Source organism: Williamsia sp. Y721 (assembly GCF_059683565.1).
In genome coordinates, this window is record NZ_JCASNH010000005.1 from 312,297 (window position 1) to 337,465 (window position 25,169).

Consider the following 25,169-nt stretch of genomic DNA (forward strand, 5'->3'; position numbering starts at 1 on the left):
GCCGGCTACCATTTCTGAACCGTGCAGATCCCGTGTACCCAAGCGCCCCAATTCTTAAGCGCACCCGGGTTTGTGGCAGCCACCGATTACGCGGGGGCCACCGATCCCGGCGTCACCGGACAGCAAACCCCGGGAGGCGCTGCGTGTCCTCGATGACCGAGAAGTGCGATGCGTCGCCTTTGATGACGCGGCTGGTGTTGCCATGGACATCGACGGGCAGGTCGCCGGCGAGGGTCACCCGGTGCACACTGCGGGCCTGGTTGCCATAGTCGGAGATCCCGTAGTGCTGCGTGGAACGGTTATCCCAGATCGCCAGGTCACCGGGCTCCCATGCCCAGCGAACGGTGTTCTCGAGCTTGGTGATCCGCGCCTGCAGCAACTGGAAGAGCGCGGTGGTCTCTGATGGCTTGAGGCCGACGAATTCTTTGACAAAATGTCCGAGCAGCAGCGTCTTCTCCCCTGTTTCGGGATGCACGCGGACCACCGGATGCTCGGTTTCGTAGATCTCGCGGGTGAAGTCGCCGTAATTGCTGGCACCAATGGCGGGCACCTTGATGTTCTGGGAAGCCTCGGCGTAGTCGTACGCATTGGTGTGGACGGCACGCAGGTTCTCGACCAGGTGCACCAGCGATTCCGGGAGCTGGTTGTACGCCGCTGTGGTCGACGCCCAGGTGGTCGCGCCGCCGTATTCGGGAATGGTGGTGGCGCGAAGGATCGACGCCTTCGGGATCCGGTCGATGAACGTGACGTCGGTGTGCCAACTGCTGGCCGCGCCGTCGATGATCAACATCTTGTTCTCGGCCGAGGTCAGTGTGGGATGCGTGGTGGTCTGGAGGCCCAGGGTGCCTGCGAACTCGTACTGAAGGGCGTCATCGAGATGATCTTGCCCCCGGAAGAACACGACACTGTTGGTTGCGAGTGCATAGCGGATCGCCAAGGCGGTCTCTGCGGACAGATCGCCGGAGAGGTGAACGCCCTCGATTCGGGCTCCGATGTGTTCACCCACCTTGTGGACGGTGATCCCACCGGCCGCATAGATCTCCTCGGCACTGGTTGCTGCGGTGGTCCGATCGAACTCGGCTACTGCGGTCATGACAATCCTTTCCTTGTTGGACAGAAGGTTTCGAAAAGTTGGACTGGTCGAACATTTCTCAGATCACGGCTGCGAGGGGCTTCGAAACGACGATGTCGGCACGACGTTCGCGTTGCCGGACGGGGTCTGGAATGGGGACAGCAGCAACCAACTCGCGTGTGTATCCGTGCATGGGGTTGCCGAAAACCTGCTCAGCGCTTCCCAATTCCACGATTTCACCTCCCCGCATCACCGCGACCCGATCAGACACCTGATGGACAACGGCGAGATCGTGACTGATGAACAAGCACGCGAATCCGTGCTCGGCGCGGAGCTCGGCGAACAACTCGAGTATCTCGGCCTGCACAGACACGTCGAGCGCGCTCGTGGGTTCGTCGGCCACGAGCAACCGGGGTGCCAGTGCCAACGCCCGCGCGAGGGCGACGCGTTGGCGCTGACCGCCGGAGAGTTCACCGGGCTTGCGTTGCGCATACGATCTCGGCAGCTTCACAGAGTCGAGTAGGTCACCCACCCGCGCAGTCAATTTCGACCCCGAGGCCACCCGATGGACCTCGAGTGGTTCGCCGATACTGGCACCCACCGAGCGACGCGGATCGAGTGACGCGGCAGGGTCCTGATGTACCAGGGCCATACCCCGGCGACTCCTGCGCAGTTCCGAACCGGACAATTTTGCCAGGTCCCGGCCATCGAGCAGCACCTCACCGGCGGCGACGGAGGTGATGCCGAGTGCAGTCCGTCCCAATGTCGTCTTACCTGAGCCGGATTCACCGACCAGGCCCAGAACCTCTCCGGGATGCAGATCGAGGGATACACCGTCCACAGCCCGGAACTCGGGGTTGCCGTGCCGGGCCGGGAAGACCACGGACACTTTGCGAAGTGACAACACGGCGTCGGTATCGGAGACCGGTGTGGTGGATTCGGCAACCTCACCGGCTTCGGGGAGCCTGGGGACCGCGGCCAGCAGCGCCTTGGTGTACTCGTGACGAGGCGCCGAGAAGAGGCTTGTCACAGAGCTTTCTTCGACGATCTGGCCGCGTTTGAGGACCACCACGCGGTCGGCGATATCTGCCACGACGCCCATGTTGTGTGTGATCAGGAGAATGGCGGTCCCGGACCGATCGCGCAGCCGTCGCAACAGTGCCAGTATTTCTTCCTGCACGGTCACATCGAGCGCGGTGGTCGGTTCGTCCGCGATCAACAGCGCCGGTTCGCCCGAGAGTGCCAGGGCGATGACAACCCGCTGCTTCTGACCGCCCGACAGTTGGTGCGGATACCAGTCCACCCGAACCTCGGGCTCGGGGATCTCGACCATCCGCAACAGTTCCACCGCTCGGGCCCGGGCGGCGCTTCGGGACACCTTGCCGTGCGCCCGAAGGGCCTGCGCGATTTGCCATCCCACTTTGCGGACCGGATTGAGCGCGGTCTGCGGTTCCTGGAAAACCATCGCGGCGCGGGTTCCCCGCCACTGGTTGAGAGAGCGTTCCGTTGCGCCGATCACCTGGTCGCCGGCCAAGACGATGGAACCGTGCGCCTGTGCGCCCTGCGGGAGCAGCCCAAGGGCGGCACGGGCAGTCATCGATTTGCCCGAGCCGGATTCGCCGACCAGCGCCACGATTTCGCCGCGCTCCACGCTCAGATTGACGTGGTCGACCACGGGGGTCACCCCACTGTCAGCATCGCCGAACCTGATGACGAGGTCGTGGATCGACAGCAGGGTGGCCGTGTGTGAAGTGGTCATGATCAATCCTTCGGTCCGCGACTGGCTACTGTCAGATTCGGCGGGCATGGTTCAACCCCTGGGCGATGAGGAGGAAACTCAGGACCATCGCCGACACGACGATCAGGGGTCCAACTGCGTAGGCCGGGTTGGCGTCGAGGTTCGGCACCGATGCGGCGATGATCGATCCCAGCGAGGGGTTTGGTGGCCGCACTCCGATGCCGAGGAAGCTCATCGCACTTTCGGCGAACACACCCGCCGACATCGACAGTGCCAGTTGCACACCCAACGGTTCTGCGGCATTGGGAAGAACGTGCTTACGCAGCACCCACCAACGGCCTGCGCCGATCACTTCTGCCGCCTCCACGTATGGCAGCTCGCGCACCTTCAACAGTGTCGTTCGCAGCAGCCGCCCGAAGATGGGGATCTCAGCCGCCACGATCACCGCCACGACCGGCCACACTCCCGGTCCGGTGATGGCGACAAGGGTGATGGCCAGGATCAACAGCGGGAAAGCAAGGATCACATCGAACACGCGCTGCGTGACCACGTCGGCGACCGTGTTCAGACTCGACAACAGTCCGAACAGGGCACCCAGAACAGCGCCGAGCGGAACCGCGACCACGATGATCAGCACGTTGGTGCGGATGCCGTACAGAGTTCGGGTGAGCACGTCACGATTCACCTCGTCGGTGCCGAACCAGTGATCGGCACTCGGCCCCAACAGGTTGGCGCCTTCGATCTGTTCGTTCGGCGAGAACGAGGTGAGCCACGGCGCCAGCACACCGGCGGCAATGATCACGCTCAAGATGATGACGCCGACGAGTCCCTGACCGGACAGCAGTGCGCCGAGCATCGGATTGCGACGCCGATCGCTGTTGTCGGAATCGGCGGTGTGTCCATCGATGCCGGGCTCTATTTCGATGACGCTCATGCCTGTCCTCCGATCCGGATCCGTGGGTCGAGGTAGGCGTGAAGGATGTCGGTGAGCAACTGGATGAGCACGAAGATCGTGACCGACAGCAACAGCAACACCTGAACCACCGGATAGTCGCGCCGACCGATGCCCTGCTCGATGAGTTGACCGATGCCCGGCCAGGCAAAGATCGCTTCCACCAGCACCGCACCGCCCAACAGATGACCGGTCTGAATGCCGACGACGGTGAGCATGGTCGGTACGGCGTTGCGTAGCGCTGTGCGGGTCACCAGATTCCACCGCGACACCCCGGCGGCGCGCGCGGTGATCACATACTGCTGGCCCATCTCGGTACGCAACGACTCGCTCAGAAACCTCGTCAGGGAGGCGGCCACCGGCAGTGCCAGACACACCGCGGGCATCAGCAGGTACTGCACTGTGATATCGGGTTGCGCCCAGAATCCCTCTGGCGGAACACCGCCCGACGGCAGTACCGGAAAGATCACCGCGAAGACCAAAACGAGCAACACGCCCGTGACGAAGTTCGGGAGAGCAACAGAGACAGTGTTGATGGTGTTCACCGTCGCGGTCAGCCATCGATTCGGCCAGGCGACCACTGCGATGCTCAACGCCAGACTCATGATCACCGCGAGGAGAAGCGCGGTTCCGGCCAGGACCGCCGTGTTCCCGAGACCGGCGAGTACCAGATCAGCGATCTCACCACCGAGCACATACGACCGCCCCAGATCGAAGGTCAGAACGTCACCGATCCACGAAAAATATTGCGCAACCATGGATTTGTCGAGCCCGAGTGAATGCCGGATCGAGTCGATCGACTCCGGGGTGGCGTCCGGTCCGGCCAACACCACAGCCGGATCACCCGGCACCATTCGCATGGTGAAGAAGATCAGTAAGGATGCCAGGAACAGGACCACCAGCGCGGAGGGCAGGCGTCCGATCAGATAGCGAAACATGTGTCGTCCGATCTCTCAGGCAACGTAGGCGTCGGTCAGCAGGGTCTGCCTGGATTTGGTCCACGCCACGTCGTGCACCCGCGTGGCGGCGGTCGGTTGTGGGATCTGCACCGCGATCTCGACGAGGAACACGTCGCGCAACAGCAGATCACTGATCTGCGCGTAGTGTTCGACCGCCGTTCCGTCGACTCCGTCACGGGTTTCCCACGCAGCGCCTGCCGCTTCGGTGTACTCGGGTGATGAGTACCGAGATGCGTTGTGGGCAGCGTTGAACGGGTATGCACTGACGGTGAGAGTGGACGGAACATATTGGGCAAATGTGTGGCCGTAGAGCCACAGTCCGCGGAACTCGGCAGCGATCAGCGTCTTGAGGAATACCGATTGTTCGATCGGATCGAGTTCCACCGTGATTCCCACGTCGGCGAGATTTGCTTGCACGATCTGCGCGATGGCCTCGAAGTCGCCACCCCCTCCGGGGTACGTGAGCGGAATGGTCGGCAGTTGGCCCACCTCGGCGACCAGCGACTTGGCCTTGTCGACATCTCTTGTGTACGTGTTGTTTTTCGCCTCGTCGTACGCCACCGAGTGTTTCGGCCACGGCAGGTTGACGGCATAGCCCGAGTCGCGGAGCACTTCGGTGACGATGCGATCACGATCAATCGCGTACGCCAGTGCTTTCCGGACACGGACATCAGCGAGCGCAGGCGCGGTGACGCTCACTCCGAGATACGACTGTGTCTCCGCGCCCTCCAACCCGGTGACGTTGAAACCGTCTGTGTCGCGGAGGGTTTGTGCATCCCGTCCGGCCAGCTCGCCGGCGTAGTCGATCCGTCCCGACTTGATTGCACTGAGCCTGCCCTGCGCGTCCGGGATGATCAGGGCTTCCACACGGTCGAGGTACGGCCGATCGGGCACCCGGTAGTTCGCGTTGCGCTCGAAAGTGATCTGACTGTTGGGACTTCGCGACGTGAACACGAACGGTCCGGTGCCGATGAAGGTTTCACCATTCTGCAGCTGACCGAATGTCTCGCTGTCGAAGATCGGAGCAAGTTCGAAGACATCGAACAGGTTCCCGACCGGGTGTGCGAGCGTCAGAACCAATGTCTGTGGATCACTCGTATCGTAACCGGTGATGATCGCAGCAGTGCTGCGGAGCTGGGCAGAGAACCGGGGATCGGTATAGGTACGCAACGAGAACTCGGCGTCCTTCGCGGTGAACTGTCTGCCGCTGTGGAAATAGACGTCATCACGCAAGTGCACGGTGTACGTCAAGCCATCCGCCGATTGCTCCCAGGACTTCGCCAGCAGCGGCTGGGGTTCGATGGAATCGACGGGATACCGGGTCAACGTCTCGAAGACCAAGCCCAACATGAGGGTTCCGGCCAGGCTTCCACCCGTCAACAACAGCGGCGGGTTGATGTCATCGGTGACTCCGACTTTCAGGCTGCCGCCGCGTACCGGCTGCGCCGATGCATCACCGGCTTCGCGCTGCTCACCGACCGCCGAGGAACACGCGGCCAGGGACCCCGCACCCAGTACCGCAAAGGCGGTGAGTCCGGCACCACGAAGGAAGCCGCGTCGGCTGACGGCAGCCGTTGAAATAGACGAGCGCATGGATTTACGTCTTTCAGGATCAAGAGGGACAGAGGGAGTCGATCGGCGTGAACCCGTGCGGGGGTGACAGCTCAGCCGGCGGCGGGAATCGGCGCCTCGGGCGCCACTTCGATGCGATGGATACGCCGGTTGCCGTCGCCGTAGTCGTAGATGGCGTTGTGCTGGACAAAATGGTTGTCCCAGATCGCGATATCGCCGACCTGCCAGCGTCTGCGGCACGTGAACTCGGGCCGTATCGACTCTGCTCTGAGGAGATTGATGATCGCATCGCTCTCGGACTTCGACAATCCGTTGATGTCCGGGGTGAACAGATTGTTCACGAACAGCGACAGCTTGCCGGTCTGCGGGTGGCGGATGACCACGGGATGACGAATATCTGTTGGCTGGGCGGGCGTGTTCGGAAAGCGGTGCGAAGCGCTCAGGCCGAGAAGCAGCTGCCGGATGGGTTCCGACAGCGCCTCGTAAGCGGCGATCTGACTCGACCACATGGTGTCGCCGCCGAACGCCGGCAGCTGCTGCATGTGCAGAACGCTGAACCGTGAAGGCCTCGGCTTCCACGACACATCGGTGTGCCACTGATTCGCCTGGTACGCGTTCTCGTTCTCGGTGGAGATCACCGAGATCTCCGGATACCCTTCGTCGCCGAGGTTCTGAAGATGCACGTGGGGGTGTTCGATCGGTCCGAAATGTTTCGCGAATGCGGTGTGGACATCGGGATCGAGTCCTTGGGCGGGAAAGAACAGCACACCGTGCCGGTACAGCTCATCTTTGACCCACTCCACCTGCGCGCCATCAAGGTTTCCGACTGCCGCACCGTGGATCTCGGCACCGATCATTCCCGAAATCGGGTGCACCGACAGTGACGGTTTGGTCTCGAGAGTCGTCATGGGTCTCCTTGAATCGCGCTGATGTTCGGTGATGGCCGATGCCATCCGAATGTGAATCTAATGCGATCTCATTAACTTGACCCCGTATAGATTTCACTTGCGTCCATCTCTTGATTTGCCGGCGCCGAGTTGCTACAGGCAGGCCAGTGGTTTCAAATCAGCCCGGCGCGAGGCTAGGTTTGACGCTGTGGCAAACAGCAAAGGGCGGTACGCCTCGGGAGAGGCCACCAGAACACGTCTGATCGAGAGCGCCGAGCGGTTGTTCGCCGAACGAGGCTATGACGCGGTGTCCCTCAACGATATTCGGCAGGCGGCCGGGCAAAACAACGCCTCGGCGATCAGTTACCACTTCGGATCCAAAGCCGATCTCCTGCAGGCGATCTTCGAGTACCGACTACCCTCGATCAACGCCGATCGCAACGCCGTCGTTTCGACCTTGTACCGCGCCGAGGAGGCACCGTCTACCCGGGCAGTGCTGTGGGCGACGGTGCAGCCTCTGGCCAACACCCTTGGTGAGGGCAACAGATATGTCGGCGTCCTCGACCAACTGATGACCGCCGGGCTGATCGGAGAACACTTCATGGCAATCGACGCCTCGGTCAACGAAAGCGGTCGCGTTGTCGCCGAGTCGCTGCGGGCGTCCGTCGGGCACCTGCCGCCTGCGGTGGCCGATCTGCGTCTGGAGCTCGTCTTCACAAGCATGGTTCGGCACCTCGCGAACCTCGGGCGAAGCGGGACCGTCCCCACTACCGAGGACCTGACCGACGCGATCGACGCCTGGGAGGGACTTCTCCTGGCCCCCGTCTCCACTCCACGGATCTGACGACATCCGGACCTCGGTGCGTTCACAAACCGACCGCGCGTCGGGCCTTATGAACTCATTGCGCCTGTGTCAGTGCAGGTCAGTTCCGAATGACTGTCGCCGACCACCCTGCACAGCTCCCAGTTTCGCGGGATTGGCAACATTGTGGATCTCCGCTATCCGACCATCGGAGTTCATCGTGAACGTGAAGGTGCCGATCACCCGCGCGGCCCCGGTGATCAAAACCCCTAGGGCACCATTGATCTCGGTCACGGTGAAAGCCATGTCGGCAATGTCGACGCCCTCGTAGGGCCGCTGCGACACCCCGGCCAGCCAGGCCGATACCGCAGTGGCGCCAGAGATCGGCCGCCGCGCCTGTCGAACCTTGCCTCCACCGTCTGTCCACAAGGTCACCTCTGGAGCGAGGAGTTCCATCAATGCGTTGATGTCGCCACCGCCGGCCGCGGCGAGAAAACGATCGACCACGTCGCGGCTGTGGCGTGGCCCCACGTCGAACCGTGGGCGGCGGGCCTGCACGTGCGCTCTGGCGCGCCGACCTGTCTGGCGCACAGCAGTTTCCGTTCGCTCGAGCGTGGTGGCGATTTCGGTGTAGCTGAAGCCGAATACCTCTTTGAGCACAAAGATCGCCCGCTCCAACGGGCTCAGGCTCTCCAGGACCACCAGCATCGCGACCGACACCGATTCAGCCTGCGAACCTTGATCAGCGGCTTGATCAAGTTCGGTCAGGATCGGCTCGGGCAACCACGGGCCGACGTAAACCTCGCGTCGACGTTGGGAGGAGCGGAGACGATCCAGAGCGACATTGCAGACCATCCGCACAAGATAGGACTTGGGTTCGGCCACCTGTTCCATGTCGACCCGCGACCATTTGAACCAGGTGTCCTGCACCGCGTCCTCGGCATCTACTGCGGTGCCGAGGACCCGGTAGGCGGCTGAGAACAGCAGGCCTCGGTTGTCGTCAAAGATCTGTTGCGCATCCACTACTCACGTCATCTCGCCGTCGTCGCACGGCCCCCGTGTCGCCACGGAATCGCGCCTGGGAAATTCTTCATCACCCCGAATGCCTTCCAGGGACTGCTACTCACCGTCTCCTTGTACATGGTGGCCGATCTACCTGTGAGCACATAGCGATTCGGCGAATCGTCGGGCCGGGTGAACTGGACAACGGCATCGGACCTGCCGAGGCTGAGTGGTTGATGCATGTACGCGAACCGAAATGGTTTGGGCTCTTTACCTTTGAGCTCGCGGACAATCGAGGCTGCGGCGTGTGTTCCCGACGGCATCCCGCTCTGACAGGTGCCGTGGATGATGCCGTAGTTCTGGCGGATGGCCGCCACGTCGCCCACCGCGTACACGTTCGGGTGGGACAGCGATCGTAACGTCGTGTCGGTCACGATCCGACCGGCGTCGTCGACGGTGAATCCTGCCTTGGCCACCACGTCCGGAGCTTTGACGCCCGCGGTCCACAACACCGCATCGGCAGCCACCTGCTCACCGCCGACGAGATCGACGCCGTCAGGCAACACCTTGGCGATATCGACGCCATCGCGCACGGTCACGCCGAGGCGAGCCAGGGAATCCGCCACGTATTCCTGGCCCCTCGGCCCCATCTGAGATGCCGGCGGCCGGCGGCTCAGCAATGTCACATCGAGGTGGGGGTGCTGTTCGGCCAGTTCGGCCGCGGCCTCGACACCGGTCAAACCGCCACCTGCAACCACCACTGCACCACCGTCCACGATCCTCTCGATTCGGTCGGCAAGCCGTGCGGCACTTTGGACATCGTCCAACGTGTACGCATGTTGCGCCACCCCCGGAACCGCTGAGGCTGCGACACTACCGAGCGCGCAGACCAGGATGTCGTAGCGAATACGGGACCTGTCACCGAGCCGTACCGACTGGCCTTCCGGATCGATCTCGTCGACCCACCCACACCGGAAGTCGATACCGGTTCCGTCCAGCATCTCTTCAATGTCATAGAACGCGAGCTCCTCACCGGCTGCCACCTGATGCATGCGCAACCGCTCGGTGAATCTCGTGCGAGGGTTCACCAAGGTGACATGGGTCGGACCGGATGCCCAGGAACGTCCTCGGGCGCGCCGAGCGACTCCGATGGCCGTGGTCATTCCTGCGTAGCCGGCACCGAGTATCACTATCTCTGTCATGACTGGCGTCCTTTCTCTCGTCGGTATCCATAAGACGCAGCTCAAGGTCCAAGACGTGACATCGACGACGTTTGCATCGGGCTGTGCGATCAGCTGATGACTGCCGGGGAGAGATCGTTGCTCGCCCCGTGGCAACCCCGGGACACTGACCGGGCCCTGGTTCATCTCCCTCATCAGAGCGATGTTTGAAGAACGCCGGTACCGGATATACCCCTATACGGTCCGGTTGAAGTCGCAGCCCGCCAACCAACGCTCGCGGCGTTATCGCCTCGAGTACCGACGCGCTGGGATCCCCGGCGCCGAAGAAGGGCATTCATGAGCTGGAGTTGCGACACCTGTGGGCGGAATCTGAAGATGCCGTACATCACCGACCACCTCGCCGAGGTTCACGCCGGGTACACCAGCGGATGGGCAATCACCGCGGACATGGCCATGTGCCCTGCCTGTGCCACAGCATTGATGGCGCCGAAGCTGGATGACAGCAGCGTGGTGGGCTGACCCCCCAACGGGCGGTTCCCCCGGGCCCTCGGGCCTGGGGAATGCCACTTTGCCGGCCATCGGCACCATCGAATGCCATCGGCTGGGCCGGGCCGAACTAGTCACTCGTCGTCTGACGACCGGTACGCACTTCGATAGCGAGCGCGGCGAAGTCGAGCCATCCGACTTTGTAACACCGAATTCCGGCCCTTTTTTCTGCTCGATGAGAACAAAGCAAAAACGGCGCCAGCGAATAGGATCGCGGCAACCGCGGCGATAATCGCTCCGATCGCCGACCCATTGGCCCAGAAGACCAGGGCCACACAAATAGACGCGACGGTGGCCAGGACGCAGAGAAAACCAGCCCAGCCCGCGGCATGCATCTTTCCGACTTCACGCTGAATAGGTGTATTTCTGGGCATCAATCGCTCCTCTGGTACATCACCCTGGCGCGAGTTCTCTTGAACAACTCATCTGCCGCGAAAAGTACCCACAACCGAATGGGGTAAACGCCGCGAGCGGCAAAAGTCAGGGGTTGCAGCGCCCCGCCATCAACAGCATCGCGGGATCTGCTGCGTACAGTCGGGGCGTACTCACACCATCACCATGGCCAGTCCGACGACACATATGGCCATGACAGCGCACAACACCGCGGTCAGCGCGGCACTGACCACCAATCCGACCACCAAGACCACGCCACCGAGCGCGAGTGCGAACGCCGCCACCAGTGCGAGCGTTGACCCGCGCTTCTCACCGAGATCGTCCCAGATCTCCTGGTCCGAAATCCTCACGTCCGGAACCGCAGCTCCAGCGTTGTCATTGTCAAAGATTCTGCGAGAGAACATTTCCACTCCTCTGCCCGCAGCACCCGTACTCGCTCGTCGTTGCGCAGATAAATGATCTGCCGTCGATGAACAAAGTAAATACTGGGTATGCGAGGTAACCGAGTTTCGAACAACCGGAAAGAATGATCACGACATTTCGAAAGCCCGGATGACGACCAATGTCGATTGTGCGGCTGGGTGGTGAACCGTCCAACAAGGATAATCCGCAGTATCTCGTAAAAGCAACACGTCCCCGATCAGCGTGGGGGTTCCGATGCGCCCGTTCTGGGTACCCCGTTGCAGAGAAGCGAATGGCGCGATTTTTTGCGTACAACGACAGGAGCACCGATCATGACCACGAAGGCCAGCGCCTCACCAAAGTATTCACATGAGTGACACGCATGACCGCGGGACGGATCCAGAGAACCTGCCGGGGATGGAGGGCGCCCATGGGGTCGAGCCCGGCGCCACACCACCGGAGGCCGCGCAGACGTCCGGGCTCTCTGCTTCCGAACCCCGCACCTCGCGGCATTTCCCGCCGACCGGAGTGGCCACGATCATCGTTGTGGTCCTGATAGCGATCCTCTTTCTGGCCGCTGCGATCGGGATCATCGTTCAGATGGTCTCCTGACCCAGGAGTCAGCGATCGAATCCGGCTCTGCCAACCGCCGCGGCGGACTCCGCCTGCCGCAGGTTTCAGGCGGTCGGTGTCCGGCTACCCAGAGACATGCAGAACACCAACTCCTTGCTGCTGCGGTCCCGAGGCATCTGATGGTCTCTGACGCAGTTGTCATCGGTGGTGGCCACAACGGCCTGGTCGCCGCTGCCACGCTCGCCGACGCCGGATGGGATGTCACCGTGCTCGAGGCCCAGCCCGAACCGGGAGGGGCGGTACGGAACGCGGAACTGACGTCTGGCTACGAGAGCGACCTGTTCAGCGCGTTTCACCCACTGGCAGCAGTGTCACCGGCGTTTCGCGAACTCGATCTCGAGTCGCACGGTCTCCGGTGGAGTCACGCACCGGATCCGTACGGGCATCCCAGTCACCCCGACGACGACAACGCGGTGATCATCCACCGGGACCCCGCCGAGAACGCTGCGCAGTTCGCCCGGTACGACGAACGGGACGGGCGCACATGGCTGGCGCTGACCGAGCAGTGGCAATTGTTGAAACCGGCACTACTCGAGACGTTGTTCGGCCCGTTTCCGCCCCTGCGCGGCCCCCTGTCGATCCTCCGCAGGCTGGGTATCGGTGATTCGACCCGGCTCGCGCGGTTTCTGCTGCTGCCGGCAAATCGGATGGTCACCGAGTTGTTTCACAGTGAACGTGCGCGTTTGCCGATGCTCGGCAACGCGATGCACGCCGACGTGCCACTCGACGCGCCGGGCAGCGGAGTCATGGGCTACCTGCTGACCATGCTTGCCCAGGACACCGGCTTTCCGGTCCCGGTCGGCGGGGCGGGTGCGCTGACGGAGGCGCTGGTGCGGCGGTGCGAATCGGTGGGAGTGCAGATCGTGTGCAATTCTCCGGTCACCGGCATCGAGACCAACTCCGGCCGAGCTCGCGCAGTGCGAACAGCCGACGGGACGTCATGGAAGGCCACACGGGCCATCATCGCGAACACGTCCGCGCCGAACCTCTACAAGAATCTTCTGCCCAAGGGCGATGTCCCCGTACGGGTCCTCGACGACCTGGAGAACTTCGAATGGGATGCACCGGTCGTCAAGGTGAATTACGCGGTGCGCGAGCCCATTCCGTGGACCTCGAAGAACCTGGGCCGGGCCGGAACCGTCCACGTCGGAGCAGACAGGCACGGTTTGATGCGTTGGATGACCGACATCAACACCGGGGTGGTCCCCGCACATCCGTTCTTGCTCGTCGGGCAGATGACAACCGCCGACCCGACACGATCACCAGCCGGGACCGAAAGTGCCTGGGCCTATTCGCATCTGCCGAGAGGCATTGACGATGATTCCGCCGCGCTGCAACTCGCTGCGCGAATGGACGCGGTGATGGAGGCTCACGCTCCGGGATTCGGGGACCTGCTCGTCGGCCGACACGTACAGACCCCGGCCGACTTGACGGCCGCCGACGCCAACCTTCACGCCGGCGCCGTCAACGGCGGCACGTCCCAGCTGCATCAACAGTTGATCTTCCGGCCGACGCCAGGACTGGGACGGGCGGAGACGCCTGTGGAGCGCTTGTATCTCGGAAGCGCCTCGGCCCATCCCGGCGGTGGAGTGCACGGTGCGTGCGGACGTAACGCGGGGCGGGCCGCACTCTCTGCCGACGGCGTCAGAGGGCTCCCGCGTCGCTTTCTGACGCGCAAGACCATCGATCTGTTCACCAGATAGAAGAAGGAGAGGCTCGCTCGAGGCGACTATCCGGTCTCCACCAGTTTCCGCGCCACCTCTGCAAGCGGCACATTGCTGTCCTGAGACAGCTTGCGTAACAGTTCGAAGGCCTGCACCGCATCGACGGAAAACCGCTCCATGATCATGCCCTTGGCCTGCCCGATGATGTCGCGACTCGCCAGTGCACTGTTGAACTGTATTTCCTGGCGCGCCCGGAACAGGGCCAGGGCGGCGTGGGTGGCGTAGACGAAACCCAGCTCTTCGGACTCCCTGGTGAACGCGTTCACCTCCTCGGAGAACAGGTTCAGCGCCCCCATCGCACCTTCATGGGTGAACAACTGAAATGACAGGCTCGATCTGACGGCAGTTTCGCTGATCGCCCGTGCGGCGAACGCGGGAAAGCGCTGCTCGTCGCAGAAATTGTTCATCCACACCGTCGGCTGCTCCCACGCGGCTTCAAGGCATGGACCCTCTCCGACCTGCTTCTGAATCTGATCGAGCTGCTCCACCACCGGATCCGTGACACCGAGCGATTCGAACTCATTCTTCTTCTTGACCAACAGGACGCCTGCGAATTGAGCCCCCGGCACGTGTGTGACCGCGCCTGATGAGATCGAACCGATCAGTGTATCGATGTTGTCCTGCGCCGACGACAGTTTGTGCATGTCTCGCACCAGTTCGGCAATGGTCGTGTGCACTTCGGCGTCCATCCAACCCACCGTTCTATCCAACGCTCACGGCGGCTTCTTCCACCGACTCGCCGGTCAGTATACGCACGAGACGGGTGGCCAACGGGCCGATGCTGTGCAGGACGCGCATCTTCTGAAGGGAATTGGGTACAGCGTGGTGGAACCCGGAAGGAGCCATCATGCGTCAATCCATTGTTAATCAAACCGAACAACAACTTGCGGGTGTGCACAGCGTACTGGTCAGACAGAAGCGTGATCACATCGAAGTCGACCGTCTTCTGCTATCGCTCGATACCGCACATGGACACCAACGGGAAGAATTGCTGAATTCGTTGTGCCGCCTGGTTTTCACTCATGCGTTCGCCGAGGAAGCGATCTTGTGGCCATACATCCGCCGCCGCGTTCCCGACGGCGAAGACCTCACCCTCGAAATCGAACAAGAGCACCAGCAGATCAACGAACTCTTCACCGAGCTCGAGACGCTTGCGTGCCCCACCACACCGTGTTCGATGAGATCACCCGACTACTGCGTGAAGACGTCCGGGATGAAGAAGCTACGCCTGGGAGGCCGTGCGCGGTATCGCACCGACGCGTCCCCACCCCGTGGTCGCCCGCGGTGACGATCCCTCGACCCATCGAAGCTGACGGGGCGAAACCGACCGGGGCCGGCCTCGCATTCGGCCCGGATCGGCGCTCGATGTCGACACTGTCCCCGCAAGTACCCTGAAACGACGCGCAGACTCTGGCCGTTCCCGCCGATGCCCCTTACGTCGAATTGCTCTACACCCCATCCCCTTTCGGGCCAGCAACAGAGCGCAGCGCGCGGCGGGACGGCCTATGGGGTTGCAAAGCCGGTCGATGACTGCGACTATTGGTCCAGGTTAAATGACTAGCCATGCTCTGCGTCGGCAGTCCCCTCATGCCAACGTTTCCCAATTGTGTTCAGGGAGCGATTGTGAAGTCAGAATCCAAATTTGCCGAATACTCCAGCGTGGCTGCGTCCGCGTGTGGCCAATTCTCCATTTCCACGATCCCTTGCCACGACCTTTTTGTTCTGAGTGTGCGGGGCGACCTCGACTTGATGACGGGCGCTCAGCTGAGCGAGACCATCGACGAAGCCCTCGCCTCGGGCGCGAAAAGCCTGGTCATCGACATGACGATGACCGACTTCCTCGGCGCCGCCGGCCTCACCGCCCTCGACTACGGACGCCGACGAACCGAGACTGCGGGCGGCCGATTTGCCGTGGTGGCTGCCGGCCGCGCGACAGCCCGCCCTATCACGGCGCTGGGACTGGGCGAGTCGCTGAATATGCACCGCAGCATCGATGACGCGATGGCTGCTTGCGGCCGAGGTGGCCCGGCGAGCCGCCGCCTCGTAACCGACGCAATCGGCGTGCAGGGCCTGACCAGACCTGCATGAACCGGCTACGCCATCCCGACGACACCGGGGTGGCACGGTGCATTCAGCTGTTCCGATTGCCAGATATACGGCAGATTACGGTTCGAACTCGGTGCCGGTGATCTGGGATGACAAGACTCTCCGCACGCAGACACCCATGGTGTCGCCGCATCACCAGTTGTTGAAACAAATTGCGATGCAACCTTTTCCACCGCATTTGTCTCGCTTGTTTCGCCAGTTGTCACCTTGCGGCGCCCTGCCACGGAAGGTCGAACACCTGCGATGTCTATAAACGACTGGATTCCAATATGTTTCGTCACACCGACTACCTGCAATTCGATGTCAAGCCGGAGACTCCCGACCCCGTCTACGCCCGAAAGCTACAGGAGCTACTCGGCGGCGCGTTCGGTGAAATGACCGTCACCATGCAGTATCTGTTCCAAGGATGGAACTGCAGGATGCCCGGCAAGTACAAAGACATGATCATGGACATCGCGACCGAAGAGATCGGTCACGTCGAGATGATCGCAACGATGGTGGCCCGACTTCTGGAGGGCGCACCGGCAACCGAGTCGAGCAAGGCCGCCGGTGGAGATCCGGTGACCGCGGCTGTGCTCGGTGGAATGGATCCGCAGCAGGCCATTGTTGCCGGCGGAGGTGCCCTCCTCGCCGACAGCAACGGGGTCCCGTGGAACGGCCGCTACATTATCGCCAGCGGCAATCTCCTTGCAGACTTTCGTGCGAACGTCACCGCGGAGGCCCAGGGCCGTTTGCAGACAGCTCGCCTGTACCACATGACCGACGACCCCGGCGTGAAGAACATGTTGAAGTTCAACCTTGCCCGAGACACCCACCATCAAAACCTCTGGCTCGCCGGGATCGAAGAACTCAAGGCCGACGGTCTCGAGGAGACCATCGCACCGAACGCGTTGCTGGACGAGGAGTACTCCGAACACGCCGAGAACCTCTGGCATCTCTCCGACGGTGTGCACTCGGCCGAAGGTGGCTGGGCGAACCGGGTGGCCCCGGACGGTAGGCGCAGCATGGGGATTCTCACGGATCCGCAGCCACTGGGCGGCAAAGGCCAAGCGCCGGCACCGGATCCCAAGCTCTACGCCACCTACGACGGCTCACTTGGGACGCCGAAATCGGCGGCACTCGGTACCGAAAAGGGTCTCATGGGCAAGGTGAAAGATGCCCTTGATCCCGACTCGTCACAAGACAAGGCCTAAAAGCGGAGCACCCGTGTGCACTCTGGCACGTCAATCGCGATCAGAGGCGGCGAGTTTCTCCAGATAGGCGTCGAGCACCGCAGGGACGATCAGCGCGGACAGCTCATGGTGCAGCTGAGCCCGGATGTAGCTGTCCACCGTGAACTTCGGTGCGAAATGCCAGTGTTTGAGAGCCCAGCCATGCGCCAGCATCATCAGGTCGAAGACCACCAGGTCGACATCGACGGGCTTCATCAACCCGAGTTCGATGCCGGCCTCGATGGCACCGCGCATCGGTGCGGAGGTCTCGACCTCTAGGTCCTTGATCTGTTCGCGGCCGGCAGCATTCAGGGTTCGACTCTCGCGATACGTGAGGATCACCGCATCGCGATTCTCGTCGACGATGGTGGTGTAGCGTGCGAATCCGGCTACCAGCCGGTCGACCGGGTCGTCACCGGCACTGTCCATCGCGGGCTTGAGCTGGTCGCGGAACGTCTCCAGGATGTCGACGATCGTGGCCAGCAGGATGTCTTCTTTGTTGCCGAAGTACTTGTAGATCAGGCCGACGCTCACCTCGGCCTCATCGGCCAGTGCCTGCATGGACATCTGGTGAAAGCCGGTGCGCTGCATGACGGTCACCGCCGCATCGAGCACCTGACGCCGCCGGGAGGAGACCCGTACCGCACGGACTGCCTCGTCGACGGTCAACTGCGCGTCTGACTTGGCCATGCGGTCCTCCTCTTCCACTCGATGAACATTGATTCATCACCGTAGCGGATCGTCACATCTGCAGATCTTTGGCGATGATCGTCTTCATGATCTCGGTGGTGCCGCCGTAGATGGTCTGAATCCGGGCATCGACAAAAGCCCGTGCCACCGGGTACTCCCGCATGTAGCCGTAACCGCCGTGCAGCTGCAGGCAGCGGTCCGCGGTACGCACCTGCAATTCGGTGGTCCACCACTTGAGTTTTGCCGCGCGGGTGGCGCTGAGCTCACCCTTCACGTGGGCGGCGATGCAATCGTCGAGATAGGTTCGGGCGATGTCGATCTCGGTCGACAGTTCGGCCATGACGAACTGGGTGTTCTGGAACCCAGAGACCGGCCGGCCGAACGCGGACCGCTCGCGCACGTACTCGAGAGTTCGGGCGAACACACCCTCCGCCGCCGCGACCGCACCCACCGCGAGTGACAGCCGCTCCTGCGGAAGGTTGTGCACCAGTTGGTAGAAACCCTGCCCCTCTTCACCGAGCAGGTTCGCCGCCGGCACACGCATATCCGTGAAGGCGAGTTCGGAAGTGTCCTGGGCGTGTAACCCGATCTTGTCGAGATTGCGGCCGCGCGTGAATCCCGGGGTCTCGGCGTCGACGACGAGCAACGACAACCCTTTGTGACGATCCGGAGATGTGCGTACGGCGACGACGAACAGGTTTCCGTTCTGCCCGTTCGAGATGAATGTCTTCGCGCCGTTCACAACGTAGTGGTCGCCGTCGCGTACAGCCGAGGTGCTGATACCGGTCAGATCACTGCCGGTACCCGGCTCGGTCATGGCGATGCCCAGCACGGTGTCGCCGGTGACGACCCCGGGCAGCCACTGCGCCTTCTGCTCGGGGGTGGTCATGTCGGTGAGGTACGGCAGCACCACATCGTTCTGCAGGGAGAACGCGATCGCTTCGGAGGCGGCCCCGGTGCGGGCCGTCTCATCGATGACTATCGCGTTGTACCGGAAGTCGTCGACGCCGGGACCGCCATACTCTTCGGCGACCGTGAACCCCAGTAGCCCTTGCTTACCCGCATCCGTGAACAGGGAACGATCCAGTATCTTGTCGTCCTCCCACTTCTCGTGGGCGGGGACGATGCGCTCGGCCACGAATCCGGCGACGGCAGCACGGAAGTCCAGGTGTTCGACGTCGTGTGTCAGTGCGCTCATGTCGGTACTCCTTCGCCGCGTGTCAACGGAATGCGTTCTGACCGGTGAGGGCCTGTCCGAGGACCAGCTGGTGCATCTCGGGGGTGCCCTCATAGGTGAGCACCGATTCGAGGTTCACCATGTGCCTGATGACCGGATATTCGAGGGATATGCCATTGCCGCCCAGTATCGTTCGTGCCGTGCGGCAGATCTTGATGGCCTCGCGGGTGTTGTTGAGTTTGCCGAAGCTGACCTGATCGGGACGCAGGCCGACGCTGTCCTTGAGACGGCCCAGGTGCAGGGCCAGGAGCTGGCCTTTGTGCAGTTCGACGGCCATGTCGGCGAGCTTGCCCTGGGTCATCTGGAATCCGGCGATCGGCCTGCCGAACTGCGTGCGCTGTGTCGAATAGTCCAGTGCGGCCTCAAAAGCTGATCGTGCTGCGCCGATCGACCCCCAGATGATGCCGTAGCGGGCCTCGGTGAGGCTGCTGAGCGGGGCCTTGACGCCTCGACCGCCACGCAGATCTGTGCTGGGCATCAATGCCGATTCGGGTAGACGGACGTTGTCGAGAACGATCTCCCCGGTGGCCGAGGCGCGCAGTGACAGTTTGTGTTTGATCTCGGGGGTACTCACACCCGGAGTATCGGTCGGCACGATGAAACCACGTATTCCGCTCTCCCCCTGCCCATCGTCGGTCTGGGCCCACACCACCGCCACGTCGGCGATCGGCGAGTTGGTGATCCACATCTTGCTGCCGTCCAGGATCCAGTCAGAACCGTCCTTACGTGCCCGGGTCTTCATCGCAGACGGATCCGATCCGGCATCCGGTTCGGTCAGTCCGAAGCAGCCGATGATGTTGCCTTCGGCCATCTGCGGCAACCACTGCTGCTTCTGCTCTTCGCTTCCGTTGTTCCAGATCGAGAACATCGCCAGGGATCCCTGCACCGACACCATCGATCGGATACCGGAGTCACAGGCTTCCAGTTCAAGACTCGCCAACCCGTAGTGGACGGAGGTCGATCCGCCACAGCCATAACCCTCGAGATGCATTCCGAGGACACCGAGTGATCCGAACTCTTTGAAGAGTTCACGCGCATGTGGAATGCCGCCTTGCTCAAACCATTCGGCGATGTTCGGCGCGACGTGCTCGTTCAGGAAGCCTCGGACGCTGTCACGGACGGCAAGTTCGTCGTCGGAGTACGACAGATCCAGGCCCAGGAGGTCGGTGCGGTCGAAGGTCGGTGCTTTTTTGGTACTCAAGATCCGGCTCCTTGTGTTTCGGGCGTCGGGCGGTGAAAGTGGCCGTCGGCCATGTCGGTACGCGCGGTCTCAGCCGCTTTGTAATGAAGCTTCTTGCCGGTTGCCGACAGTGGCAGGGTGTCGACGAGTCGGTAAGCGCGAGGACGTTTGAAGGTCGACAACATGGGGTGATCGCGACAGTACCGGTCGAGTTCGTCTGCGCCGAGTGCCGGATCGGATGTGACCACGTAGGCAACCACGACCTGGCCCCAACGGTCATCCGGTACCCCGACCACAAGACAATCCGTGACGCCGGGGTGGCCGTTCAGCGCCTCTTCGATCTGCACGGGGTGGACGTTCTCGCCACCGGAGATCAGCATGTCGTCTTTGCGCCCGACGATGGTGACGAACTCATTTTTGTCCCAGGTCGCCAGGTCACCGATGTGCAGCCAACTGCCCGAATACTTCGCCGCTTCCTGCTCGGGCGATTTGTAGTAGGCCATCGCACTTTTCGGCGACCGCACGATGATTTCCCCGACCTCGGAGCCGTCGCGTGCGACGGTCTGATCCGGACCGGCGAGTGAGCCGTCATCGAGGATCTTCACCACGGCGACGTCGTCGTCGATACAGGCCCGACCGGCCGTCCCCGCCATCGCCGGCAGGTCGGTCGGACGCAGAAAGGTGTTCCAGAAACCTTCGGTGCTGCCGTAGCCGTTGAAGATCCGGGGTGTGAGCACCCGCTGGTAGAGCAGTGCCGCGTCTCGTTCCAGCGGTGCGCCCATCGTGACGATGCCACGCAGGGACGACAGGTCTCGAGGTCGGTCCTGCTGTGCCTTCGCGAGCATCCCGAGGTTGGTGGGTGCCCCGATGAGGAAGGTCAACCCGAACTCCTCGACGCGATCGAGAGTGAGATCGGCATCGAATGTGCGTTGCGGCACCAGCGATGAACCGAGGTAGAACGTCGGATTCGGTCCTGCACAATATAATCCGCCGCGATGGAACCAGGGTGTCATGTTGAGCGTGCGATCTTCCGGTGCCAGCGGGAAATGCATGATGACGTCGTGTGCGCTGAAGATCTCGATGGCACTGTTGAGCGGCACGGCTTTTGGCATGCCGGTGGTACCGGACGTGTAGAGACGGGAGGTCTCATCGAAGACGCCGCGGGTGACGGTCGGCGGGGCGGCGGGTCCGGTGGTGAGGTCGTCGAACCTGATCGAGGTGTGCCCGGCGACCGGCTCCCCCGGACCGACTGCCACCAGCAGTTCCGGTACGTGCGCGGCCCGCTGGAGGGCGTCGGCCACCATGGGCGACAGGTCCGCGTCGTAGATGAAGACACGGGGCCTGCTGATGTCGATGATGGTGGCGGTTTCACCGGCCGCGAGACGATAGTTCAGCGGCGACCCGACCGCCCCGGCCGCCTGGGTTGCGAGATAGAGCTGCGCGAACTCCGGGCCGTTGAACAGTTGGTAGGCAACAACATCCCCGGGGTGCACCCCGGCCGCGGCCAACGCGGTGGCGATGCGGTCCACCCGGTCGCCCAACTCGGCGTAGGTCCACTGCACCCCGGTGACCGGGTCGATCATCGCGACGCGGTCGGCGTAGCGATGGACGTTGCGTCGAAAACCGTTGAGATAGGTGAACTCGGTTTCGAAATACGCCCGATAGGCGTGGGCGTCGTACTCTGCGGGTGTGCCGGCGTCGCTCATGATGCTATCCCGCCATGGTCAGGCCGCCGCTGACACTGATCACCTGTCCGGTGATGAATGACGCGGCGGACGAGGAGAAGAACAGGACTGGCGCGGCGACCTCATCGGGCCTGGCCAACCGCCGGAACGGAATAGCCCGGACCAGAGCATCTTTGAGCTTCTCTGATTGCGCCTGGAACAGCGGGGTGTCGGTCGGTCCCGGGCACACACAGTTGACGGTGATGCGATGCCGGGCCATCTCCCTGGCCAGGGATTTGCTCAGTGCGATGACCCCGCCTTTGGCTCCGGCATAAATGGCTTCACCAGAGCTGCCGACACGACCGGCATCGGACGCCAGGTTGATGACCCGGCCGCCCGGCTGATCGGGATTGTCCGTGGCCACCTGAACCATCCCTGGCAGGAAGGCACTGCACATGTGCACGGGTCCGAGATAGTTGATCGCGACCACCTTCTCAGCGAATTCCGTTGAGGCGTTGAGGAATTGATCCGTACGATCCCAGCCTGCCGCGTTCACCAGGATCGTGGGAATCCCCAGCTCGGCGTTGACCTGATCGCGGAGGGCATCCACCTGTGACCGATCTGCGATGTCCACGCCCATCGGGGTGATCAGATCGCTGTGCTCGGCGGTCCGCTTGGCGGCTTCTTGGTCCAGATCGGCGGCGACGACGGCGATACCCTGGTCGGCCATCGCGAGGGTGATGGCCTTGCCGATGCCCGACCCTGCGCCGGTGACCACAGCGATTGTCTTGGTACTCATGGTTGTCCTCTCAGCTTCCGACATACTTGCCGAAGTCAGGGGTCCGTTTCTCGGCGAAGGCGTGGGCGCCTTCGAGCCCCTCGGGTGAATGGGTGAACAAATCCAGGGCAGACATCGCGAGGTTGCTCAGACCGGCTTGGTGATCGGTGTCGGCGTTGAAGCTCTGCTTGAGGAATCGCAGCGCGGTCGGGCTCTTCTCACCGATCTCGGCGGCGATGGCCTTCGCCTCGTCGAGCAGCTTGTCGGCGGGGACGACGAAGTTCACCAGACCCCAGCGTTCGGCCGTCGCGGCGTCGTACTGCCGGCACAGATACCACATCTCCCGTGCGCGTTTCTCGCCGACGACCCGGGCCAGGAATGCCGAGCCGAAACCCGCATCGAAGGATCCGACCCGGGGTCCGGCCTGCCCGAACTTCGCGGTCTCGGAGGCGATCGACAGATCGCAGAGCACGTGGAGCACGTGGCCGCCGCCGATCGCCACACCGTTGACGGCCGCAATCACGGGTTTGGGGACGTCCCGGATCAGCTTGTGAAGGTTGCCGATTTCGAACATGCCGCTCTCGGTGGGGCCGTAGTCCCCGGTTTCCGCACGTTGCTTGACGTCACCGCCGGTGCAGAAGGCCTTCTCCCCGCTCCCGGTCAGGATGATCGCCGCGATGCCGTTGTCAGCCCATGCCTTACGGAACGCGCTGATCAACTCCTCGACAGTCTTGCCCCGGAACGCGTTGTAGCGGCTCGGACGGTTGATCGTGATGACTGCGGTGCGGCCGTCGACCTCGTAGACGATGTCCTCGTAGTTCGAGGCAACACCAGTGAGTGATTGAGTGTTCATAATGAGTGAATGTACATTCACTCTAATTGTGTGTCAACGGTCACAGGATGAATCAGCGGTTCACATGCAGATTTGGACACGCATCGCGCCGCAAGGTGAGGGCGTGAATACCTAGCCTGCGGGAACGGGCAGCGGTGCCAGAGAGTTGCCCGGGGGGATCGATGAGCAGTTGTCCGGGGGGGCCGCCCCGGCGAAATGCTGATCGAGGAAGCGAGCCGCTTCCGCCTGGAACGGGACGTACGCCTGGCCGTGGCTCAGTCCGGCGTACCGCGTGTAGTTGACCGGCACTCCCCGACCGCAATACGTGTGGGCCAGAGCCTGGACGTCTCGGGTGATCATGACCTGGTCACCGATTTCATCGATTTGGCCGACGGCCAGGAACAGGGGCACATCAGGGGTTCCGGCGGTGCCCATGATGTTGTCGTTGATGGCACGGACCACCTGGGGTACCTGCAGCAGCGAGGTAAGGGGCGGGGCGACCATCTGGGCGTCGGTGAGTCCGGGATAGGCCGCGACGAACTGGTCGATGCACTGATGCTCGACACGCTTGACGATCTCGGCGCCGTAGGAAGACAGAAACGACGAGGGGTTGAGATCGTAAGTCCGGTTGTATGCGACCACCAACGCCGGGATGACGCCCGACCAGTTCTGGCTCCCACTCACGTAGGGCAAATTGTGCGCCAGGTCGACGGGCAGACCGCCGCCCGCCGCAGCCACGATGTTCAGGTCGGGCGCATAGGTGGGTGCAACCTCGGCGCCCCACTCGGTCGGGACCGACCCGCCCGAGTATCCGACAAGTCCGACCGGCGTGGACGAGGGCAGGCGCAGGACGGCTTCGGCCGCCCGGACGCCATCGAGTGCGGCGTATCCGGATTGACGCCCCACGGTCCATTCCAACCGTTGACCTTCGTAATCGGGGACGCTGACGTGGTAACCCGCAGTCAGATAGCCCGCGATCACCGACTGTCCGGCCAGCGACAGTTGACTGGGGTTGTTGCCCTGCAGGGTGTACGACGGGTCGCACTGCGAGCCGAGGGCGTCGTATGCGGTGTGGAAGGAGACGATCCGGGTATCTGCGGTTGGTGTGATCGGCCGGAATACCGTGGTCACGGTCGTCACCGGGGCACCTTGCTGATCGGTGGTCCGGTACAGCGCCTGCGTACCCGCGATCGGCGTCCTGAGTTCGCCGGCCGCGAAGGTGATGTCGCGGGTGCGGAGCACGGTCCCCGGCGCCACCGCATCCAACGGTCCGGTGTACGCGTAGAACGGATCCTCCGCGGGCAGTGGCGCCGCGGTCGCTGTCCCGGTGGATGATTCGATGGTCACCGGCACCACGAGTGCTGCGACCAGCAATGCCACGAACGCAACGATACCGAAGAAAGCCGAGCGTGAGCTGGTGTACCACCGACCATGAATCCAATTCATCGGGCTCATGGGAACTCCTTGTCGCCATTGCCGCAATCGAGACCGCCAGGAAGAATGTTCCTATTTTGTCACATTCACGCTGCTTTTACTCCTGCATTGTCGAATGTATTGCCATTGGGTTACGGAAACCGGTAATTCCAGACGCAGAGATACCGTCATCGA

Annotated in this window: 24 protein-coding genes; 7 read left to right on the forward strand and 17 right to left on the reverse strand. The window is 62.6% G+C overall.

Annotation, left to right across the window (positions count from 1 at the left end):
* Window positions 1-112: 112 nt before the first annotated feature.
* The 6 genes from AC56PL_RS24960 to AC56PL_RS24985 form a co-directional block, all read right to left on the reverse strand.
* On the reverse strand, window positions 113-1,093 hold the full coding sequence (locus tag AC56PL_RS24960; RefSeq protein WP_497155482.1) for a TauD/TfdA dioxygenase family protein: 981 nt from the start codon (window positions 1,091-1,093) through the stop codon (window positions 113-115).
* A 58-nt stretch (window positions 1,094-1,151) separates the two neighbouring features.
* Window positions 1,152-2,831, reverse strand: a complete 1,680-nt coding sequence (locus AC56PL_RS24965; protein WP_497155483.1) for a dipeptide ABC transporter ATP-binding protein — start codon at window positions 2,829-2,831, stop codon at window positions 1,152-1,154.
* Window positions 2,832-2,862: 31 nt separating this feature from the next.
* Window positions 2,863-3,744, reverse strand: coding sequence for an ABC transporter permease (locus tag AC56PL_RS24970; protein WP_497155484.1), 882 nt, complete (start codon window positions 3,742-3,744; stop codon window positions 2,863-2,865).
* Window positions 3,741-4,700: an ABC transporter permease gene (locus tag AC56PL_RS24975; RefSeq protein WP_497155485.1), complete on the reverse strand. Its 960-nt coding sequence runs from the start codon at window positions 4,698-4,700 to the stop codon at window positions 3,741-3,743. Before AC56PL_RS24975 ends, AC56PL_RS24970 begins: the two co-directional genes overlap by 4 nt.
* 15 nt (window positions 4,701-4,715) lie before the next feature.
* The gene (locus AC56PL_RS24980) at window positions 4,716-6,314 is read right to left on the reverse strand and encodes an ABC transporter substrate-binding protein (protein ID WP_497155486.1); all 1,599 of its coding nucleotides are present in this window, start codon (window positions 6,312-6,314) and stop codon (window positions 4,716-4,718) included.
* A 71-nt stretch (window positions 6,315-6,385) separates the two neighbouring features.
* Complete coding sequence (locus tag AC56PL_RS24985) at window positions 6,386-7,201, reverse strand: TauD/TfdA dioxygenase family protein (protein WP_497155487.1); 816 nt, start codon at window positions 7,199-7,201, stop codon at window positions 6,386-6,388.
* A 187-nt stretch (window positions 7,202-7,388) separates the two neighbouring features.
* On the opposite strand from AC56PL_RS24985, the gene AC56PL_RS24990 reads away from it, so the two are divergent.
* Entirely contained in the window at window positions 7,389-8,024 is a 636-nt protein-coding gene (locus tag AC56PL_RS24990) for a TetR/AcrR family transcriptional regulator (protein ID WP_497155488.1), read from the forward strand.
* Window positions 8,025-8,093: 69 nt separating this feature from the next.
* Here the strand turns inward: AC56PL_RS24990 and sigJ are convergent, their stop codons facing one another.
* The gene (gene sigJ / locus AC56PL_RS24995; RefSeq protein WP_497155489.1) at window positions 8,094-9,005 is read right to left on the reverse strand and encodes an RNA polymerase sigma factor SigJ; all 912 of its coding nucleotides are present in this window, start codon (window positions 9,003-9,005) and stop codon (window positions 8,094-8,096) included.
* Window positions 9,006-9,013: 8 nt separating this feature from the next.
* Window positions 9,014-10,186 carry an NAD(P)/FAD-dependent oxidoreductase gene (locus AC56PL_RS25000; protein ID WP_497155490.1) on the reverse strand — a complete coding sequence of 391 codons (1,173 nt, stop codon included), beginning with the start codon at window positions 10,184-10,186 and terminating at the stop codon, window positions 9,014-9,016.
* Between the two features lie 315 nt (window positions 10,187-10,501).
* Here AC56PL_RS25000 and AC56PL_RS25005 point away from each other — a divergent pair, with 315 nt between their 5' ends.
* Window positions 10,502-10,684 (forward strand): hypothetical protein, encoded by a 183-nt coding sequence (locus AC56PL_RS25005; RefSeq protein WP_495517394.1) that lies wholly within the window; start codon window positions 10,502-10,504, stop codon window positions 10,682-10,684.
* A 572-nt stretch (window positions 10,685-11,256) separates the two neighbouring features.
* Here AC56PL_RS25005 and AC56PL_RS25010 read toward each other — a convergent pair.
* Window positions 11,257-11,508, reverse strand: coding sequence for a hypothetical protein (locus AC56PL_RS25010; RefSeq protein WP_495517393.1), 252 nt, complete (start codon window positions 11,506-11,508; stop codon window positions 11,257-11,259).
* Window positions 11,509-11,875: 367 nt separating this feature from the next.
* Here AC56PL_RS25010 and AC56PL_RS25015 point away from each other — a divergent pair, with 367 nt between their 5' ends.
* Window positions 11,876-12,118, forward strand: a complete 243-nt coding sequence (locus AC56PL_RS25015; RefSeq protein ID WP_495517392.1) for a DUF6480 family protein — start codon at window positions 11,876-11,878, stop codon at window positions 12,116-12,118.
* A gap of 140 nt (window positions 12,119-12,258) precedes the next feature.
* Window positions 12,259-13,842 carry a phytoene desaturase family protein gene (locus AC56PL_RS25020; RefSeq protein WP_497155491.1) on the forward strand — a complete coding sequence of 528 codons (1,584 nt, stop codon included), beginning with the start codon at window positions 12,259-12,261 and terminating at the stop codon, window positions 13,840-13,842.
* Window positions 13,843-13,868: 26 nt separating this feature from the next.
* Here the strand turns inward: AC56PL_RS25020 and AC56PL_RS25025 are convergent, their stop codons facing one another.
* Entirely contained in the window at window positions 13,869-14,552 is a 684-nt protein-coding gene (locus AC56PL_RS25025) for an ANTAR domain-containing protein (RefSeq protein WP_495517390.1), read from the reverse strand.
* 158 nt (window positions 14,553-14,710) lie between these two features.
* On the opposite strand from AC56PL_RS25025, the gene AC56PL_RS25030 reads away from it, so the two are divergent.
* The 3 genes from AC56PL_RS25030 to AC56PL_RS25040 all read left to right on the forward strand — a co-directional run bounded on the left by AC56PL_RS25030 (window position 14,711) and on the right by AC56PL_RS25040 (window position 17,162).
* Complete coding sequence (locus AC56PL_RS25030; RefSeq protein ID WP_497155492.1) at window positions 14,711-15,151, forward strand: hemerythrin domain-containing protein; 441 nt, start codon at window positions 14,711-14,713, stop codon at window positions 15,149-15,151.
* 299 nt (window positions 15,152-15,450) lie between these two features.
* The gene (locus AC56PL_RS25035) at window positions 15,451-15,951 is read left to right on the forward strand and encodes an STAS domain-containing protein (protein ID WP_497155646.1); all 501 of its coding nucleotides are present in this window, start codon (window positions 15,451-15,453) and stop codon (window positions 15,949-15,951) included.
* 287 nt (window positions 15,952-16,238) lie between these two features.
* Complete coding sequence (locus AC56PL_RS25040; protein WP_495517387.1) at window positions 16,239-17,162, forward strand: manganese catalase; 924 nt, start codon at window positions 16,239-16,241, stop codon at window positions 17,160-17,162.
* Between the two features lie 30 nt (window positions 17,163-17,192).
* Here AC56PL_RS25040 and AC56PL_RS25045 read toward each other — a convergent pair whose 3' ends face one another.
* From AC56PL_RS25045 to AC56PL_RS25075, 7 genes are all read right to left on the reverse strand, one after another.
* Window positions 17,193-17,870 (reverse strand): TetR/AcrR family transcriptional regulator, encoded by a 678-nt coding sequence (locus AC56PL_RS25045; RefSeq protein ID WP_497155493.1) that lies wholly within the window; start codon window positions 17,868-17,870, stop codon window positions 17,193-17,195.
* Between the two features lie 52 nt (window positions 17,871-17,922).
* The gene (locus AC56PL_RS25050; protein WP_497155494.1) at window positions 17,923-19,068 is read right to left on the reverse strand and encodes an acyl-CoA dehydrogenase family protein; all 1,146 of its coding nucleotides are present in this window, start codon (window positions 19,066-19,068) and stop codon (window positions 17,923-17,925) included.
* A 22-nt stretch (window positions 19,069-19,090) separates the two neighbouring features.
* The gene (locus AC56PL_RS25055) at window positions 19,091-20,308 is read right to left on the reverse strand and encodes an acyl-CoA dehydrogenase family protein (RefSeq protein WP_495517384.1); all 1,218 of its coding nucleotides are present in this window, start codon (window positions 20,306-20,308) and stop codon (window positions 19,091-19,093) included.
* Window positions 20,305-21,993 (reverse strand): AMP-binding protein, encoded by a 1,689-nt coding sequence (locus AC56PL_RS25060; RefSeq protein ID WP_495517383.1) that lies wholly within the window; start codon window positions 21,991-21,993, stop codon window positions 20,305-20,307. The genes AC56PL_RS25055 and AC56PL_RS25060 overlap by 4 nt, the downstream gene beginning before the upstream one ends.
* 4 nt (window positions 21,994-21,997) lie before the next feature.
* Complete coding sequence (locus tag AC56PL_RS25065) at window positions 21,998-22,750, reverse strand: SDR family NAD(P)-dependent oxidoreductase (protein WP_497155495.1); 753 nt, start codon at window positions 22,748-22,750, stop codon at window positions 21,998-22,000.
* A 10-nt stretch (window positions 22,751-22,760) separates the two neighbouring features.
* Complete coding sequence (locus AC56PL_RS25070; RefSeq protein ID WP_497155496.1) at window positions 22,761-23,582, reverse strand: enoyl-CoA hydratase-related protein; 822 nt, start codon at window positions 23,580-23,582, stop codon at window positions 22,761-22,763.
* Window positions 23,583-23,693: 111 nt separating this feature from the next.
* Window positions 23,694-25,007, reverse strand: a complete 1,314-nt coding sequence (locus tag AC56PL_RS25075; RefSeq protein ID WP_497155647.1) for a lipase family protein — start codon at window positions 25,005-25,007, stop codon at window positions 23,694-23,696.
* Window positions 25,008-25,169: the final 162 nt, after the last annotated feature.